Annotated in this window: 17 protein-coding genes; all 17 read right to left on the bottom strand. The window is 66.4% G+C overall.

The window, feature by feature from the left end; translation table 11 throughout:
* Nucleotides 1-57: 57 nt before the first annotated feature.
* The gene (gene queC, locus SAHL_RS12360; RefSeq protein WP_123591724.1) at nt 58-759 is read right to left on the bottom strand and encodes a 7-cyano-7-deazaguanine synthase QueC; all 702 of its coding nucleotides are present in this window, start codon (nt 757-759) and stop codon (nt 58-60) included.
* Complete coding sequence (queE, locus tag SAHL_RS12355; RefSeq protein ID WP_123591723.1) at nt 756-1,469, bottom strand: 7-carboxy-7-deazaguanine synthase QueE; 714 nt, start codon at nt 1,467-1,469, stop codon at nt 756-758. The genes queC and queE overlap by 4 nt, the downstream gene beginning before the upstream one ends.
* Nucleotides 1,470-2,318, bottom strand: coding sequence for a tol-pal system protein YbgF (gene ybgF / locus SAHL_RS12350; RefSeq protein ID WP_123591722.1), 849 nt, complete (start codon nt 2,316-2,318; stop codon nt 1,470-1,472). It abuts the gene before it with no gap.
* A 9-nt stretch (nt 2,319-2,327) separates the two neighbouring features.
* Complete coding sequence (pal, locus tag SAHL_RS12345) at nt 2,328-2,900, bottom strand: peptidoglycan-associated lipoprotein Pal (protein WP_245968518.1); 573 nt, start codon at nt 2,898-2,900, stop codon at nt 2,328-2,330.
* 80 nt (nt 2,901-2,980) lie between these two features.
* Nucleotides 2,981-4,291, bottom strand: coding sequence for a Tol-Pal system beta propeller repeat protein TolB (gene tolB / locus SAHL_RS12340; protein ID WP_123591720.1), 1,311 nt, complete (start codon nt 4,289-4,291; stop codon nt 2,981-2,983).
* Nucleotides 4,288-5,442, bottom strand: coding sequence for a cell envelope integrity protein TolA (gene tolA, locus SAHL_RS12335; protein WP_123591719.1), 1,155 nt, complete (start codon nt 5,440-5,442; stop codon nt 4,288-4,290). Before tolA ends, tolB begins: the two co-directional genes overlap by 4 nt.
* Nucleotide 5,443: 1 nt before the next feature.
* On the bottom strand, nt 5,444-5,881 hold the full coding sequence (gene tolR / locus SAHL_RS12330; protein WP_221177950.1) for a protein TolR: 438 nt from the start codon (nt 5,879-5,881) through the stop codon (nt 5,444-5,446).
* A gap of 27 nt (nt 5,882-5,908) precedes the next feature.
* Nucleotides 5,909-6,664 (bottom strand): protein TolQ, encoded by a 756-nt coding sequence (gene tolQ / locus SAHL_RS12325; protein ID WP_123591717.1) that lies wholly within the window; start codon nt 6,662-6,664, stop codon nt 5,909-5,911.
* Nucleotides 6,661-7,083: a tol-pal system-associated acyl-CoA thioesterase gene (gene ybgC / locus SAHL_RS12320; RefSeq protein ID WP_123591716.1), complete on the bottom strand. Its 423-nt coding sequence runs from the start codon at nt 7,081-7,083 to the stop codon at nt 6,661-6,663. Before ybgC ends, tolQ begins: the two co-directional genes overlap by 4 nt.
* Entirely contained in the window at nt 7,076-8,122 is a 1,047-nt protein-coding gene (ruvB, locus tag SAHL_RS12315; protein ID WP_123591715.1) for a Holliday junction branch migration DNA helicase RuvB, read from the bottom strand. Before ruvB ends, ybgC begins: the two co-directional genes overlap by 8 nt.
* Nucleotides 8,119-8,727 (bottom strand): Holliday junction branch migration protein RuvA, encoded by a 609-nt coding sequence (gene ruvA / locus SAHL_RS12310; RefSeq protein ID WP_123591714.1) that lies wholly within the window; start codon nt 8,725-8,727, stop codon nt 8,119-8,121. The genes ruvB and ruvA overlap by 4 nt, the downstream gene beginning before the upstream one ends.
* A complete protein-coding gene (ruvC, locus tag SAHL_RS12305; RefSeq protein WP_123591713.1) occupies nt 8,724-9,236 on the bottom strand; it encodes a crossover junction endodeoxyribonuclease RuvC in 513 nt (170 codons plus the stop codon). Before ruvC ends, ruvA begins: the two co-directional genes overlap by 4 nt.
* Before the next feature lie 6 nt (nt 9,237-9,242).
* Nucleotides 9,243-9,992 (bottom strand): YebC/PmpR family DNA-binding transcriptional regulator, encoded by a 750-nt coding sequence (locus tag SAHL_RS12300; RefSeq protein ID WP_123591712.1) that lies wholly within the window; start codon nt 9,990-9,992, stop codon nt 9,243-9,245.
* 62 nt (nt 9,993-10,054) lie between these two features.
* Nucleotides 10,055-11,899 carry a potassium transporter Kup gene (locus tag SAHL_RS12295; RefSeq protein WP_342782266.1) on the bottom strand — a complete coding sequence of 615 codons (1,845 nt, stop codon included), beginning with the start codon at nt 11,897-11,899 and terminating at the stop codon, nt 10,055-10,057.
* A 126-nt stretch (nt 11,900-12,025) separates the two neighbouring features.
* A complete protein-coding gene (gene lpdA, locus SAHL_RS12290; protein ID WP_123591710.1) occupies nt 12,026-13,465 on the bottom strand; it encodes a dihydrolipoyl dehydrogenase in 1,440 nt (479 codons plus the stop codon).
* Between the two features lie 64 nt (nt 13,466-13,529).
* Nucleotides 13,530-14,852, bottom strand: coding sequence for a 2-oxoglutarate dehydrogenase complex dihydrolipoyllysine-residue succinyltransferase (gene odhB, locus SAHL_RS12285; RefSeq protein WP_123591709.1), 1,323 nt, complete (start codon nt 14,850-14,852; stop codon nt 13,530-13,532).
* 45 nt (nt 14,853-14,897) lie between these two features.
* Complete coding sequence (locus SAHL_RS12280) at nt 14,898-17,810, bottom strand: 2-oxoglutarate dehydrogenase E1 component (protein ID WP_123591708.1); 2,913 nt, start codon at nt 17,808-17,810, stop codon at nt 14,898-14,900.
* Between the last annotated feature and the right edge of the window lie 116 nt (nt 17,811-17,926).

The following is a 17,926-nucleotide window of genomic DNA, read 5'->3' as shown; positions in this document are numbered from 1 at the left end:
CGATCGGCGCGCATGATACCCGATCCGACGCCGAAAATCAGCGTCCGTGGTGTGCATTCAGCGATATCGCGTCGGGTCCGCGATACCGGCTTCACGAAAGCCCTGGCGCCGGAGACGGCAGGCATCGCAGCGGCCGCAGGCACGACCTTCGGCGTCGGCCTGATAGCAGGTGACGGTGTCGGCGTAGTCCACCCCGAGCGCTGCGCCACGCTGCACGATCTCGGCCTTGCTGAGATCCATGAGCGGCGTGCGGACCGCAACACCGCGACCGGTTTCCACCGCCGCTCGGGTGGCGAGCGACGCCAGGGACTCGAACGCCTGGATGAATGCGGGCCGACAGTCGGGATAGCCCGAATAGTCGACGGCATTCACGCCGATGTAGATCGCCTCGGCCTCCAGGATCTCGGCCCACCCCAGCGCAATCGACAGAAACACGGTGTTGCGCGCCGGCACATAGGTCGGTGGGATGCCGTTGGTGGCTGTCTCCGGCACGTCGATTGTGGGATCGGTCAGGGCCGAGCCACCCATGCCGTCGAAATCGATCGTCACGCACTTGTGGTCGGCGACATGCGGCATTGCGGCCGCAATCCGCCGGGCGGCTTCGATCTCGGCGGTGTGGCGCTGGCCGTAGTCGAAGCTCAGCGCGTGGCACTCACAGCCGTCGGCGGCCGCTTCCGCGAGACAGGTGGTCGAGTCCAGCCCGCCGGAGAACAGCACGACCGCGCGGGGCGTATCGGCCCTGTCCTGCGCTACCGTCATCGTCCCGGCGCCTCGCCCCAGAGCTGCTTGTGCAGCTGCAACTGGAAACGCACCGGCAGACGATCGGCCACGATCCAGTCCGCGAGATCCCGGGCCGGCATCTGCTCGCTGCTCGGCGAGAACCAGACATCGCAGCCCGCCGGCAGGTGCAGCTCCGCGACGCGATCACGCGCCCAGACATAATCCGCCCGCGAACAGATCACGAACTTCAGCTGATCGTGATCGGTCAACGCCTCGATGTTGTCCCAGCGGTTGCGGGCCGCTTCGCCGGAATCGGGCGTCTTGATATCGACCACGCGCGAAGCGCGGCTGTCCACGGCCCGGATATCCAGCGCTCCGGCCGTCTCGACGGACACCCTGTAGCCGGCGTCGCACAGGCGGCCAACCAGCGCTGCGCAGTTGGGCTGGGCCAGCGGTTCGCCGCCGGTGACACAGACCTGGCGCGCCCCGAGGCTACGAACACGCTGGATGATCGCGTCCAGCGGCATCCAGTCGCCACCGCTGAACGCGTAGGCGGTGTCGCAGTAATGGCACCGAAGCGGGCAGCCCGTGAGACGAACGAATGTGGTGAGCGCACCAGCGTCGCGCGCCTCCCCCTGAAGCGAGCAGAAGATCTCGGTGATGCGCAGCGCGTCCACGCGTTCCGGGCGACGCCCGGTGGCCCGGGGCGCCCTGGCTGCCCCGGCGCCGGGGCTCAGGGCCACGGGCATTCAGTCGCCGATCGCGTCCAGACGCTTGCGGGCGAGTTCCGCCGCGTTGTCGTCCGGATACTGATCGATCACGCGCTGGAGCGTGCTGCGCGCGTTGTCGGCCTCGCCCTGCTCGTCCTGGATCATGCCGATCTTGTACAGCGAACCCGAAACCTTGTCGCTTTCCTTGAAGCGGTTGACGACGGTTCGAAAGGCCTCTAGCGCGGCGTCGTAGTTCCGCTGAACGTAGTTCGCCTCGCCGAGCCAGTACCAGGCATTATCGCTGTAGCGCGATTCCGGATGAGCGTCGAGAAAACCCTCGAAGCCGCTGATCGCGGCGTCGTATTTGCCGTTCTTGAGTTCGTCGAACGCAGCCGTGTAGGCCTGCTCCGCGCCGGCCGAATCACTGCCACTGCCGCTCGCCTCGGATCGGCCGGTGTCATCCTGTCCGGCGCTGCCGTAGCCGCCGCCGGAGCTTCCGTAACCGCCGCCCGAGTCCGAGCCGGCACCGGCGTCGCTTTCGCCGATCGGCTGGAACTCGCCGCTCGCATCATTGCCGCGACCGGCATCACCGTCCTCGAGCGCGCTCAGTCGCTTGTCGAGGTTCTTATAGAGATCGCGCTGGCCCTGTTCACTCTGGCGCAGCTTGTACTGCAGCGTATCGACCTGACCGCGCAGATTGCGGACCTGCTCCTGCAGACGCTGAATATCCTGCAGCAGCGAGAACACATTGGGCCCGCCGCCGCTGTTCTGAGCGACCCGCATCGGCTGGCCCGTATCGGACGGCGCGGCCACGGCCGGCCGGGCACTCAGCCCGGCCGAAACCGCGACGACCCCCGTCACGACCGCTATCGATAGAGCGTGACGCATGATTTCCGCCTACTTGGTGTAGATGAACTCGACCCGACGGTTCTTCGAATAGGCTTCCTCACCGGAACCGAGCTCGGCCGGGCGTTCCTCGCCGAACGACAGCGTGGACAGCTGGCCGTCGCTCGCGCCGGACAGTACCAGAGCCTGCTGCACCGACTCGGCACGACGCTCGCCGAGTGCGACGTTGTATTCGCGGGTGCCGCGCTCGTCGGTGTGGCCTTCGAGACGCAGCTTGACGTCCGGATGTTCGCTCAGATAGCGACCATGGGCGGAGATGGCCTGCGAGAAACGCGACGGAATCGCGCTGCTGTCGAGGTCGAAATAGATGATCCGGGTGGACAGCGGATTGTCCGGGTCGGTGAACATGCTGCGATCCTCGGGATCGATCCCTTCCAGACCGCGCACATCGATATCGCGGCCGGACTGCATGCCCATGCCCTGATCATCGCCGCCGTCCATGCCGGCCGCCGGCAGATCCTCGCCGTCGCGCAGGTTCTTGTCGCCGCCGCAGGCCGCAAGCGCGAACGCGGCAAGCACCATCACAACTGCCAGCGCACAGCGCCGCCCCACTTGATTGGTCATGACACTCATCCCTTTAAGAACTCCTTTACGGTGAATCGGCCCCAGGCCGCTAGTGATTGTGGCATCAGTCCGAGTCGGCTCTAGTAGCCGAGCGGTCCCCACGCCGGCTCGCGAACCTCACCGCTCTGGGACAGACGCGTCTTGGTCTCGCCGTCGATCGTAACCGTGGCCAACTCGTTGTTGCGGCCTTGCTTGGCGAACATGATCGCCTGCCCGTTCGGTGCGAAATTCGGGCTGTCGTCCAGCGGGCCCTCGCTGACGATACGAATATTATTGTTCTCCAGGTCCTGCACCGCAATGCGGAAACCGTTGCCGCTCTTCTGCACCATGGCCAGCTTGTCGCCGTCGGGCGAGAAGTCCGCGCGCTGATTGGATTCGCCGTCGTAGGTCATCCGCTCGACCTGACTGCCGTCCCGGCGCATGCGATAGACCTGGGGCTTGCCGCCACGATCCGAGGTGAAGGCGATGTGCTGGCCGTCCGGCGACCAGGTGGCCTCGGTATCGATGGCGCCGTTATTGGTCAGCTGCGTCAGCTGATTGGTGTTCAGATCGTAGCGGTAGATATCCGGACTGCCGCGATAGGACAGCGTCAGCGCCAGGGCGTCGCCGTCGGGCGACCAGGCCGGTGCGCCGTTGATGCCCTCGCGCGCGGAGATCTCGCGGATGTTGCCGCTGGCGAGGTCCTGCACCCGCAGGCTGGAACGTCCCCGATCGACGTCGAACGCCACATAGGCGAGCTTCGAGCCGTCCGGCGACCACGCCGGCGACATGATCGGATCGCGCGAGGAGTAGACCGTCGCCGGGTTGTAGCCGTCGTAATCCGAGACGATCAGCCGGTAACGCAGTCCGCCGCTTTCCTGCGCCATGGTGATGTAGGCGATCCGCGAGAGGAAATAGCCCTTCTCGCCGATGAATTTCTCGTAGACGAGATTCGCGATGGTATGTGCAGCATCACGCAGCTCGTTGCCACCCGCATTGAGCTGGAAACTGGAGCTCGAGCGCCCCTGGTAGACGTCCAGCAGGTCGAAGCGGATGCGATAGCCGCCGCTGCCGTTGGCCTCGGCCGAGCCGACGACGAGGTTGTCGACCGATGCACTCCGCCAGTTCTGATAGTTGACCTCGTCGGGATCGCTCGGCGTAGCGACCATGCTGTCTCGATCGAGGACATCGAACAGGCCGGTCGACTCGAGATCGTCGCTGGCGACCTGGGCCATGTCCAGCGGCAGCGCCTGGCCGCTCGAGGCGAACGGTGAGATGGCGATCGGCACCGCGCCGTCCGCACTCTCGGTGATGTCGACCTGGAGCGCGGCGCGTGCGGGCATGATCGCCAGCAGACTCAGGGCCAGCGCGGCCGTGCCGAAAAGAATCGATCGGGGCGTCGTTACTTTCATGTATCCGGCTCGAAGTTGAACTCGATTTCTGACTCGAAGACCGCGTCCGAGGGCGCACGCGGCAGCGGATCGGACTTGCGGATCGCCTGTTCCACCGAGCGTTCGGCGGCCGCGCCGCCACAGTTACCCAGCAGCTCGAATCCCGAGATCTGCCCGCCCGGCAATTGTTCTACGCGCACTTTACAGGAAATCTCGTTCGCACCCGGCGGGCGGATCCAGTTCGATTCGACGCGATCCTTGATGGCCTGAATATAGGCACCACGCTCGCGCGAGGTGGCGGCATCGCGCCGCCCCGCCGCCTCTTCGGCCATGGCTTCGCGCATCGCCTGTTCCCGCGCACGCTGCTCGGCGGCGGCCGCTTCCTGAGCCGCCTTTTCGCGGGCCCGCCGCTCCGCTTCGGCTTTCGCCTTGCGCTCGGCCTCCGCCTCGGCCTTGCGCTGCGCTTCCTCACGGGCCTTTTGCTCGGCTTCCTCACGCGCTTCGCGTTCGGCTTCCTCCTTGGCCTTGCGCTCGGCTTCTGCTTGGGCTTCACGTTCGGCTTTCTCCCGGGCTTCACGCTCGGCCTGCTTTCTGGCCTCTTCCTCGGCCTCGCGTTCGGCTTCGGCCTCGGCTTTTCGCTCAGCCTCGGCTTCGGCCTTGCGCTCGGCTTCCGCTTCCGCCTTGCGCTTGGCCTCGGCTTCGGCCCGGCGTTCCGCCTCGGCCTCTTCCTTCGCCTTGCGCTCCGCTTCTGCCTCGGCCTCGCGTTCGGCCGCTTCGCGCTTGCGCTCGGCTTCGGCTTTCGCTTCGGCCTGACGCTTGGCCTCGGCTTCGCGCCGTTCGGCCTCGGCCTTTTTCTCTTGGGCCTCCGCTTCTGCCTCGCGTTCCGACGCCTCGGCCTGTTCCGATTCGGCCGGACTCGGGGTTTCCGGTTCGGGCTCCGATTCGGTCTCGGTCGGTTCAGTGTCGGAAGCCGACGGATCGGACGCCTCGTCCTTATCGGCGCCGGCCGGCTCGATCACTCGGGCCTGCACGATTTCCTGGCCGCGATTGCCCCGGGAGCTCGCGGAATCCGTGGCGAAATTGACGCCGACAAAGAGAAGCGCGGCGACGACTGCGTGTACGCCGACAGCCAGAATGACCGCGCGCCAGTTGTCCCGGAGCGTTGTCAACACTTCAGTCGGAACCTCCGTCCGTTTCGACCTGATCGGTGAGCAGACCGACCCGCTCGGCCCCGGCCTGCTGAAGCATCACCATGCCCCGAACCACGTTGCCGTAGCTGCCGGCGCCGTCGCCGCGCACCGCGACGGGGGCGTCCGGGCGGGCGCTGATGATCCGCGCCGCGATCCGCTGGACTTCGCCCGGCGACAGCGGCGTGTCGGGGTTGTCGCCCACGTTGAGCGACAGCTCGCCGTCCGCGGTCACCGTCAGCACGATCGCCTCGTCGTTCTCGACATCGAGCGTCTCCGCCGGCGCGTCCGGCAGATCCACCTCGACGCCGTTGGTCAGCAGCGGCGCCGTGACCATGAAGATGATCAGCAGCACCAGCATCACGTCGATATAGGGCACGACGTTGATTTCGGCGTTGAGTCGGCGTTTGCCCCGCATGCGCATCGATTGCATCGTCGGTTACCGTCGCGCTCAGAGTTCCGGCGGCCGGCGCACCGGCTCCGGATCGGCGGGCGGCGGCTTGGGCGCCGCCCGCGGCGTGGGGTTGGCGGCACTCATGCCGCGCTCGACGATCCCGCTCATCTCTTCCATGAACGTCTGGAAGCGGTTCTCCAGAAAATCCACGCGATTGCTGAAGAAGTTGTAGGCCACCACGGCCGGAATCGCGGCGAAAAGACCCATTGCCGTGGCGATCAGGGCCTCGGCGATGCCGGGGGCGACCATCGCCAGGCTCGCCTGCTTGACGTTGCCGAGCGCGATGAACGCACTCATGATGCCCCAGACCGTGCCGAACAGGCCGACGTAGGGACTGATCGAACCCACCGTCGCCAGCAGGGCCAGCCCGCGCTCGAGCCGTTCGAGCTCCCGCGACAGGGCGACCCGCATCGCCCGCTGCACCGAAGGCACGATCTCATGCGGCGAGGCGTTGCCGTGCTTGCGCTGGCGACGCAGCTCCTCGTAGCCCGCCCGGAAGAGCGCGGACATGCCTTCCGATGCCCCGGCGCTCTGGTCGGTCTCGTCGTAGATGTCCTTGATGTTGCCGCCGGACCAGAAGCGATCCTCGAACCACTCCATCTCGGCCCGGGTGCGCTTGAACAGGCGACGCTTGCTGAAGATGACGACCCAGGACGCGATGGAGGCCAGCAGCAGCGACAGCATCACGAGCTGAACCAGCAGGCTGGCCTGCATGACCAGCCCCCATAAAGACATGTCCGTCGCGACGCTCATTCCATCTCCTTGTACAGCTCGGGTGGCAACGCACACGGCTTGAAGCCGCGGAGTCTGACACAGGCGACCGTGAATCGAGCCTTAATGAGCAGGCGATCCACGCAGTATATTTCCTGCGAAAAGACAATGCGTGCGCGCCGTCGTTCAATGACTTCGGTGACGATCTCGAGTTCGTCGTCCAGCCGCGCGGGCGCACGGAAACGCACCTGCGCGTCGGCCAGGGTGAAGGCCACGCCGTGCGTGTCCGCGAGGGCGCGATGCGTCGCCCCGCGCGACTCCATCCACAGCGTGCGCGCGCGCTCGAAATACTTCAGGTAGTTGGCGTGGTAGACGACCCCCGTGGCATCGGTGTCCTCATAGAACACGCGCACCCGCGTGCGGGCCGGGGGTGTCGGGTTCGGCGCCGCGTCTTCAGCCATCGCCGTTGAACAGGTCGGCCGGCGCGTCCGGGCCACCGCCCGGCGCCGGCAGGCCGTGGTACCGATAAGCTGCGGGCGTGGCGACACGTCCGCGCGGCGTGCGCATCATGAAGCCCTGCTGGATCAGGTAGGGTTCGATGACGTCCTCGATGGTCTCGCGGGCCTCGCCGATGGCCGCCGCGAGACTGTCCACCCCGACCGGGCCGCCCTCGAAGGTCTCGACCAGCGCACCGAGGAGCTTGCGATCCATGACGTCGAAGCCGTTGTCGTCGACCTTGAGCATGTCCATGGCCCGGGCGGCGACGGCCTCGCTGACCCGGCCGTCGGCCTTGACCTCGGCGTAGTCACGCACGCGCCGCAGGAGGCGGTTGGCCACACGCGGCGTGCCCCGCGCCCGGCGGGCAAGCTCGGCAGCGCCGCCGTCGGCAATCTCCACGCCGAGAATGGCCGCCGAGCGGCCCACGATCGTGCCGAGATCCGCCTGACTGTAGAACTCCAGCCGCTGCACGATGCCGAAGCGGTCCCGCAGCGGCGAGGTGAGCGCGCCGGCGCGCGTGGTGGCGCCGACGAGTGTGAACGGCGGCAGGTCGAGCTTGATCGAGCGCGCCGCGGGGCCCTCGCCGATGACGATGTCGATCTGATAGTCCTCGAGTGCGGGATACAGCACCTCCTCGACGACCGGGGCGAGGCGGTGGATCTCGTCGATGAACAGGACGTCGTTGGGCTCGAGGTTGGTCAGCAGCGCGGCCAGGTCGCCCGGGCGCTCGAGCACCGGGCCGGAAGTCTGACGAAAGCCGACCTGCATTTCGTTGGCGATCACGTGCGCAAGCGTGGTCTTGCCGAGGCCCGGAGGGCCGAAGATGAGCACGTGATCGAGCGCCTCGCCGCGGGCGCGTGCCGCGGAGACGAATATCTCCATCTGCTCGCGCACCGCCGGCTGGCCGATGTATTCAGCCAGCCCCTTGGGCCTCAGGGCGCGGTCGATGCGCGCGTCGTCGCCGCGGGCGTCCGGGTCGATCAGACGTTCCGATTCGCTCACGAACGCACCGCCCGGCGCAGCGCCTCGCGGATCAGCGCCTCGCTGTCGTCGGCCTCGTCATCCAGGCCGCGCATCAGCCGGTCGGCCTCGGCGGGCTTGTAGCCCAGCGCCATCAGGGCATGGCGCGCGTCGTCGATCGCATTGCCGGCCGCGGTGCCGTCGGCCGCCGCCGGCGTGGGCGACAGTGCCGGCGCGAGCCCGGTGCCGGATAGCTTGTCGCGCATCTCCACGAGCAGGCGCGCCGCGGTCTTCTTGCCGACGCCGGGCAGACCGGTCAGGCGGGCCGCGTCGTCGGCCTCGATGGTGGCCACGAAATCGGCCACACTCATGCCGGAGAGCACGGTCAGCGCCAGCTTTGCGCCCACACCCGAGACCTTGATCAGCTCCCGGAACAGGCTGCGTTCGTCGGCACTGGCGAAGCCGTAGAGCAGCAGCGCATCCTCGCGCACCACCATCTGGGTGAGCAGCGTGACCTCGCCGCTGCTCTGGCCGAGCGTGAAGAACGTCGACATGGGGGCTTCGAGCTCATAGCCCACGCCGCCCACGTCGAGCACCAGCCGCGGCGGCTGCTTTTCGACGATGTGTCCACGCAGCCGGCCGATCATGCGCGTCGTCCCGTATCCGTCGGCGCGACCCGCATGCGTCCGGCGGTGCGCGCGTGATGGGCGTGGCATACCGCCACCGCGGCCGCGTCGGCGGCATCGGCCTGGAGCGGGCCGCGCACGCCGAGCAGCATGCCGATCATGTGCTGGATCTGGACCTTGTCCGCATGGCCGCGCCCGACGATCGCCTGCTTGACCTGGGTCGCGGTGTATTCCGAAACCGCCAGTCCCCGGGCGGCCGCGGCACAGATGGCCGCGCCGCGCGCCTGGCCCAGCTTGAGCGCGCTGGCCGCATTGCGGGAGACGAACACATCCTCGATGGCCATCTCGTCGGGCTGGTGGGCGATGATCACGTCCGACAGGCCCGAGAAGATCAACCCGAGCCGGGTCGGGAAGTCAGTCCGCGGCAGCCGAATGCAGTCGATCACCCGGGCCGACAGCGACGCATCGCCCTCGATCACCGCATAGCCGGTGATCGTCGAGCCGGGATCGATGCCGAGTATCCGCGGCACGGCGCGTCAGGCCGGCGCTTCGGCGAGCGAGGCTTCGTCGAATTCGACGTTGGTGTAGACGTTCTGCACGTCGTCCAGATCCTCGAGCGATTCGATCAGCCTCATGCAGGTCCGGGCGGTGTCGCCGTCCAACTCCACGGTGGTCGCCGGGCGCATGGTCACATCGGCATCGGCGGGCGGGAAGCCGGCGGCCTCGACCGCCGCTTTCACCGTGCTGTAGTCGTTGGGAGCGGTCAGCACCTCGAAGGAGCCGTCCTCGTACTCGACCAGATCCTCGGCCCCGGCCTCCAGCGCCGGCGAGAGCACGGCCTCGTCGTCGATGTCCGGGCCGTAGGTGAGCACGCCCTTGCGATCGAACAGATAGCCCACCGATCCGTCGGCGCCGAGATTGCCGCCGTTGCGGTCGAAGGTGTAGCGGATTTCGGAGACCGTCCGGTTCTTGTTATCGGTCATGCAGTCGACCATGATCGCCGCGCCGCTGGGGCCGTAGCCCTCGTAACGGATCTCCTCGTAGCTGTCGGCCTGCCCGTCGCCCGTGCCGCGCTTGATCGCACGCTCGATGTTGTCCTTGGGCATGTTCGCGGCCAGCGCCTTGTCGTAGGCCAGCCGCAGACGGGGATTGTCGTTCGGGTCCCCGCCGCCCAGGCGGGCGGCGACGGTGATCTCGCGAATCAGCTTGGTGAAGATCTTGCCGCGCTTCTTGTCCTGCGCGTTCTTCCGGTGCTGGATGTTCGCCCACTTGCTGTGACCTGCCATAACGCTCGTCCTGCGCTACAAAAGTCGCCTGATTCTAACAGGCGCGCACGCCCCGGCCGCGCCTATATCTCGATCTGGATGCCGAGCTCGACCACGCGCTCGGGCGGGATGCGGTAGTAGGCCGTCGCGCGATTGGCGTTCCGCGACATGAAGGCGAACAGCCGCTCGCGCCAGATCCACATGCCCGGCCGCTCGGTGGTGGGGATCAGCGTCTCGCGCCCGACGTAGAAGGTGCTCTCCTCGAGATCGACATCGAGCCCGAACTCGCTGGCGAAACGCAGTGCCACGGGCACGTTGGTCGCCTGCATGAAGCCGTAGTGCAGCTGGACGCGGACGAAGCCGCGACCGAGATCCTCGATCTCCATCCGGCGCGCCGCCGGCACCTGTGGTACATCCTGGGTGTAGACGGTCAGCAGGATCACCTGTTCGTGCAGCACGCGGTTGTGGCGCAGGTGATGCAGCAGCATCGGCGGCGTCCGGGGGCCGGCGTCGGTCATGAAGATGGCGCTACCGTCGATGCGATAGGCGTCGTCGTCGAGCCCGGCGATGAAGTCCTCCAGCGGCTCGGTGTCCTCGCGCAGCTGCCGCCCGACCAGCTCCCGGCCGCGCCGCCAGGTCCCCATCAGGAAGAAGATCGCGGCGGCGAGCGCGAGCGGGTACCAGCCACCGTCCGGCACCTTGAACAGATTGGCTCCGAAGAAGGCCAGATCGACCACGAGCAGCACCGCCGCGATCACGCCGGCCAGCCGCGGCGACCAGTCCCAGCGATAGGCGACGAAGAACGCCAGGATCGTGGTGATCACCATGTCCATCGATACGGCCACACCGTAGGCCGCGGCCAGATTGCTGGAACTGCCGAAACCGATCACCAGACCGATGGTCGCGATCATCAGGATCCAGTTCACCGCCGGGATGTAGATCTGGCCGTAGGACTGGCGCGACGTCTGAACGATGTTCAGGCGCGGCAGCTGGCCGAGCTGGACGGTCTGGCGGGTGAGCGAGAAGACGCCGGAGATGACCGCCTGCGAAGCGATGACCGTGGCCAGCGTGGCGAGCCCCACGAGCGGATACAGCCCCCAGGAAGGCGCCATTTCGTAGAAGGGCTGACGCAGATCCGGGTTCTCGAGCATGAGCGCGCCCTGCCCGAAGTAGTTGAGCACCAGAGCCGGCAATACGAGACCGAACCAGGCGATACGGATCGGCGTGATCCCGAAATGGCCCATGTCCGCGTACAGCGCCTCGCCGCCGGTGACCACCAGAAACACCGTACCCAGCACGAAGAACGCCGCCGTTCCGTTGGCGGCGAAGAACTGCACGGCATGGGCCGGGTTGAGCGCGGCCAGTACCGTCGGGTGCTCGACGATGCTGGCCGAGCCGAGCAACGCGAGCGCAGAGAACCACACCAGCATCACCGGCCCGAACAGCGAACCGACGGCCGCGGTGCCGCGCTTCTGGATCAGGAACAGACCCACGAGTATCGCGATCGTGATCGGCACCACGTAGGGCGTGAAGGCCGGGGTCGCGACTTCCAGCCCTTCGATCGCGCTCAGGACCGATATCGCGGGGGTGATGGTGCCGTCGCCGTAGAGCAGCGCGGCGCCAAACAGACCCAGCAGCATGAGGAGGTAGCGTCGGCTCGTCTTCTCCGTCTTCCAGGGATTGAGCAGTGCGACGAGGGCGATGATGCCGCCCTCGCCGTTGTTGCCCGCACGCATGACCACCGTCAGATACTTGATCGAGATGACGATGATCAACGCCCAGAAGATCAGCGACAGCACACCGTAGATGTTGGCCGGCGCGACCGCGATGCCGTCGTGCGCATAGAAGGCTTCGCGCAGGGCGTAGATCGGGCTCGTGCCGATGTCGCCGTAGACGATGCCCAGCGCCGCGAGACAGAGAAACGGCAGGCGCTGCCCACCGCTGTCGCTGTCATCACCGGCCGCGTGGCTTCCGTCGTTGCCGTTACCGGTCGACTGACCGTTCCGGCTGCCCTTGGCCAGAGAACGGTCCTCGTTCTCGGTGGCCACCTCCGGTTACTTCTTGCGCTTCGGCGGCGGGAAGTGGATCGGACGGCCGTCCACGGCAAGCGCGGCTTCGTGCACGGTCTCGCCCAGCGTCGGATGGCCGTGAACGATGCGGGCGATATCCTCGCTCGAGGCCCGGTATTCCATCGCGACGACCATCTCCTGCACGAGTTCGGAGACATAGGGCCCGATCATGTGCACGCCGAGGATCTCGTCGGAATCGGCGTCGGCGATGATCTTGACGAAACCGCCCTGTTGGCCCAGCGCCTTGGCGCGGCCGTTCGCCGCGAACGGCACCTGGCCGATGCGATAGTCGTTGCCGGCCGCCTTGACCTGGGCCTCGCTCTTGCCCACCCAGGCCATCTCCGGCGCGGTATAGACCACGGCCGGAATGACGTCGTAATTGATGTGCGGCTTCTGGCCGGCGAGGATCTCGGCGACCGTCACGCCCTCTTCCATGCCCTTGTGCGCGAGCATCGGATTGCCGATGACATCGCCCACGGCATACACGCCCGGCAGGCTGGTGCGGAAGTTGTCGTTGACGTCGATGTAGCCCTTGTCATCCAGCTCGACCTGGGCGCCCTTGGCGAACAGATTGCTGGTGTGCGGCCGGCGGCCGACGGCCACGATCAGCCGATCGAACGACACCTTCTGACTGTCGTCGCCCTGGGTGTATTCGACGGAGACGCTCTTCTTGTTGGCCTTGGCCGAAGTCACGCGCGCACCGAGCTGGATATCCAGCCCCTGCTTCCGGAAGGACCGCAGTCCCTCCTTGGCGACGTCCCGGTCCGCGACCGGCATGAACTCGTCGACCGCCTCGAGCAGCGTGACCTCGCTGCCCAGACGCGACCAGACGCTGCCGAGTTCCACGCCGATGTAGCCGGCCCCGATGATGCCGAGCTTCTTCGGCACCTCGTCGAATTCCAGCGCGCCCCAGGAATCCACGATACGGTCGTTGTCGAAGGGCGCGATATCCAGGGCCACCGGTTCCGAACCCGAGGCGATGATCACGTGTTCGGCCTTGAAGGTGTCCTCCTTGCCCTCGTGATCGGTGTAGCGCACCTCGCCCGAATCCACGACCTGGCCGCTACCCGCGAACGAGGTCACGCCGTTGGCCTTGAACAGGCTGGCGATACCGCCCGTGAGCTGGGATACGACGCCGCTCTTGCGCTTCTGCATCGCTGCGAGATCCAGGCCGACCTTGTCGACCTGCACGCCGTGATCCGCGAATTCATGCTGGGCCCGATGGAACAGCTCGCTGGACTCGAGCAGCGCCTTGGAGGGAATACAGCCGGCATTCAGACAGGTGCCGCCGAGCGACGGTTTGTCGTCCGGATCCAGCCACTTGTCGATGCAGGCCGTGTCCATGCCCAGCTGTGCGGCGCGGATGGCGGCCACGTAACCGGCCGGCCCGGCCCCGATGACGACGACGTCGAATTCCTTGCTCATGCTCTTCCTTGCAATGTCTTGATCGATTCAGGCGCGCGCCGGCTGCAATGCCGGCGCCGCGCCGCTAGACCTGAAGCAGCAGCCGCGCCGGATCCTCGATCAGCTCCTTGATCGTGCGCAGGAACAGCACGGCATCACGGCCGTCGATGAGACGGTGATCATAGGACAGCGCCAGCATCATCATGGGCCGCACCACGATTTCGCCGTCGACCACCACCGGGCGGTCCTTGGTCGCGTGCATGCCGAGAATGGCCGCCTGCGGCGGGTTGATGATCGGCGTGGAGAGATAGGAGCCGAACACGCCGCCGTTGGTGATCGTGAAGGTGCCACCGGTCATTTCGTCCATGGTGACCTTGCCGTCCTGGGCCCGCTTGCCGAGATCGCGAATGGTGGATTCGACCTGGGCATAGGACAGCTGGTCGGCGTCGCGCAGCACCGGCACCACCAGGCCACGCGGCGAGGACACGGCCACGCCGACGTCATAGAAGCCGTGGTAGACGACGTCGCCCTCGTCGATCGAGGCGTTGACGATGGGGAAGCGCTTGAGCGATTCCACCGCCGCCTTGACGAAGAACGACATGAAGCCCAGACGAACCTCGTGGTCCTTCTCGAACTTGTCCTTGTACTGGTTGCGCAGGTCGGTCACCGCCTGCATGTCGACCTCGTTGAAGGTCGTGAGCATGGCGGTGTTCTGGCTGGCGTCCAGCAGGCGCTCGGCGATGCGCTGGCGAATGCGGGTCATCGGCACCCGCTGCTCGGTGCGCTCGGCGGGCGCGTCGGCGAGCGCCTGGCGATCGGCCTTTTCGGAGACCGCCTGGTCGTCGCGCTCGTCCACGCCCGAGCCCGGCACGTCCGAGGCATCGGATTTCGCCTCGGCGCTCGACGATTCGGCCTGGCTCTTGCCGTCCACGGCCTTCTGTACGTCGGCCTTGGTGATGCGCCCGTCCTTGCCGGTGCCCGAGACGTCGCGCGCGGCCAGGTCGTGCTCGTCCATGAGCTTCTTGGCCGCGGGGCTGGCGACGGCGTCGTCCGATCCGGCCGGCTTGTCGTCCCCGGCGTCCGTGTCCTCCGACGACGACTCGGCGGCTTCGGATTCATCGGACGACGTGTCTTCGGCCTCCGATTCGTCGTCGCCGCCGGCGCCGCCTTCGCCCTCTTCCAGAATGGCCAGCACGTCGCCGGCCTGGACGGTGTCGCCGGCCGCGACCTTGACCTCGGCGAGCACGCCCGATGCCGCCGCCGGCACCTCGAGTACGACCTTGTCGGTCTCGAGATCGAGCAGGTTCTCGTCGCGTTCGACGCGATCGCCCTTTTTCTTCTGCCATTCACCGACCGTGGCTTCCGAGACGGATTCCGGCAGCTCGGGGACCTTGACTTCTGTCGCCATGCTTGTCGTTCCTAAAATGCGTTCAGATATTTGACTGGGCCCGCGCTACTTTTTCTTGCGCGTGGCGTTCTTCTTGCCGCGACTGAGATCGCGCGACATGCCCTTGTCCAGGAGTGCCTCGCCGCCCGTGAGCGCGGCCTCGATCACCGCCTCCTGCTGCTTGACGTGCAGCTTGTGGTAGCCGACCGCGGTGGTCGCCGCACCCGGGCGGGTCGCATAGATCAGCTGGTGGCGGTCCTCGAGCGGCACCTGGAGTCGATGCTTGATCTGATACCAGGCGCCCTGGTTCTCGGGCTCCTCCTGACACCAGACCACCTCATTGGCGTTCTTGTAGCGATCGAGCACCGCCGAGTAGTCGTCGGCCGGGAACGGATAGAGCTGTTCGATACGCACCAGCGCGACGGAATCCAGCTCGCGCTCCTCGCGTGCCTGGTACAGGTCGTAGTAGACCTTGCCGCTGCAGAACACGACGCGCTCGATCCGGTCGGCGTCGATATCGGCCGGTTCGTCGATCACGAACTGGAAATGGCCTTCGGCCAGGTCCTCGAGCGTGGAGGTCGACAGCCGATGCCGCAGCAGACTCTTCGGGGTCAGCACCACCAGCGGCATGCGCAGATCGCGGACCATCTGCTGGCGCAGCAGGTGGAACCACTGGGCCGGCGTGGACGGTACGCAGACGAGCATGTGTCGCTCCGCGCACAGCTGCAGGAAGCGCTCGAGACGCGCGGAGGAGTGCTCCGGACCCTGGCCTTCATAACCGTGCGGCAGGAACATCACCAGCCCGCACAGCCGGCCCCATTTGGCTTGGCCACTGGAGATGAACTGATCGATGATGACCTGCGCGCCGTTGACGAAATCGCCGAACTGCGCCTCCCAGATGGTCAGCGTGTCCGGGTCGGCCGTCGCGTAGCCGTATTCGAAGCCGAGCACGCCGGCTTCGGACAGCAGCGTGTCGTTGACGGCGAAGCGCGCGTTGTCACGCCCCACATGCGCCAACGGTATGAACTCATCGCCATTCTTCTGGTTGTAGAGCACCGAATGGCGGTGAAAGAACGTGCCACGCCCCGAATCCTGGCCGGACAGACGCACGTCGAAGCCGTCGTCGAGCAGCGACGCGTAGGCCACGTGTTCGGCGAAGCCCCAGTCGATGCGCGATGCGCCGGCCGCCATCTTGCGGCGGTCGTCGATGATGCGCTGCGTGCGCTTGTGCAGCTCGAAGCCCTCCGGCAGCGAATGCAGCTGGTTGGACAGCCGCTGCAGCGTCTCCACGGGCACCGAGGTGTCAACCACATGCGACCAGTGATCGCGCGTGTAGCGCCGCCAGTCGACGGTATGCTCGTTGCCAACCAGGCCGAGCGTCGTGCGCGAGATGTTCTTGCCTTCGTCGAGCCCGTCGCGATACGCGTCGAACAGCCGCTGCGCCTCGTTCTTGTCGATCACGCCCGCGGATTCGAGCTGCTTGGCATAGCGGGCCCGCGTGGTCGGCGTCTCCTTGACCTTCTGATACATCAGCGGCTGCGTCACTGCCGGCTCGTCGGCTTCGTTGTGACCGTGACGGCGGTAACAGACCATGTCGATGATCACGTCCTTGCCGAACGTCTCGCGATAGTCCATCGCCAGCCGGGTCACGAAGACCACAGCCTCGGGATCGTCGCCGTTCACGTGAAACACGGGCGCCTCGAGCATCTTGGCGATGTCCGTGCAGTACTGCGACGTCCGCGACACTTCACCCATGGGCGCCGTGATCGGGTTCTGCATCGTGAACCCGAGCTGATTGTTCACGATGAAATGAACGGTCCCGCCGGTGGCGTAGCCTTCGGCCTGGGACAGCTGCAGGGTCTCCATGACGATGCCCTGCCCGGCGAACGAGGCGTCGCCGTGGATGAGCACCGGGAGCACGGTCTCGCCGGCGCCATCGTCACGGCGCGACTGCCGCGCCTTGACCGAGCCCTGGACGACCGGATTCACCGCTTCCAGATGCGACGGATTGAAGGCGAGCACCATATGTACCCGTTCGCCCTCGATCTCGATATCGGTCGAGAAGCCGAGGTGATACTTGACGTCGCCCGACAGATCGAGCTCGTCGAGGTCGTATTCGCCCTCGAACTCCGCGAACAGCTCCTGCGGCGACTTGCCGAGAATGTTGACCAGCACGTTGAGTCGGCCGCGATGGGCCATGCCGAGCACGACCTCGTCGACGTGGTGGCGCGCGGCCGAGCGCACCATCTCGTCGAGCGCCGGGATCATGGTATCCGCGCCCTCGAGCGAAAAGCGCTTCTGGCCGACGTATTTCTTGTGCAGATAACGCTCGATGCCCTCGGCCGCGGTCAGCTGCCGAAGCACCTCGTAACGATCCTTGTCCGAAAGCAGCCCCTGGTCGACACCGGCTTCCAGGCGGCGCTGGATCCAGCGCTTCTGCCGCGTGTCGGTGATATACATGTACTCGGCGCCGATCGTGCCGGTATACACTCGCTTGCAGAGATCGATGATGTCGCGCAGCGGCATCTCGTCGGCCGGCGCGAAGAGCGATCCGGTGCTGAACACGGTGTCCATGTCGGCCTTGCCGAGGCCGTGGAAGGCGGGATCCAGATCCGGCACGGGCGGCGGCTGGTACAGGCCGAGCGGATCGAGGTCGGCTGCCTGATGACCGCGAACCCGGTAATAGTTGATCAGCCGCAGAACGCCGGCCTGCTTCTGGGCGGCCTGCAGCGACATGCCGGTGCGCGGCCGGGCGCCCTGACCCGCCGAGGCCTGCGTGTCCACGAAGGATTCGCGGATCGGGCCGTGTGCGATGTCGTTCGATCCGTCGCCGTTGAGGCTCTTGAAATAGTCGCGCCAACTGGGCTCGACCGATTCCGGATCCTTCAGATACTGTTCGTAATAGGCTTCGACGTAGGAAGCGTTGCCACCGAAAAGCGGCGAATTGGCGATGAACTTGTCGTTAAGTTCGCTTTTCATAGACGGGCTCGTAGCCGGAGGGAGGCGCCGGAATCACCTCTTGCGTGCCGTGCCGAACCGGCGTGTTCCGGGTGGCGCCGGAGACGGGCAATGATAACAAAACGGGCCCGCGAGCG

This window comes from Salinisphaera orenii subsp. halophila YIM 95161, assembly GCF_003732545.1.
GTDB lineage: Bacteria > Pseudomonadota > Gammaproteobacteria > Nevskiales > Salinisphaeraceae > Salinisphaera > Salinisphaera orenii_A.
The sequence above is the reverse complement of the archived record's forward strand: the minus strand, read 5'-3'. Positions and strand labels throughout refer to the sequence as shown.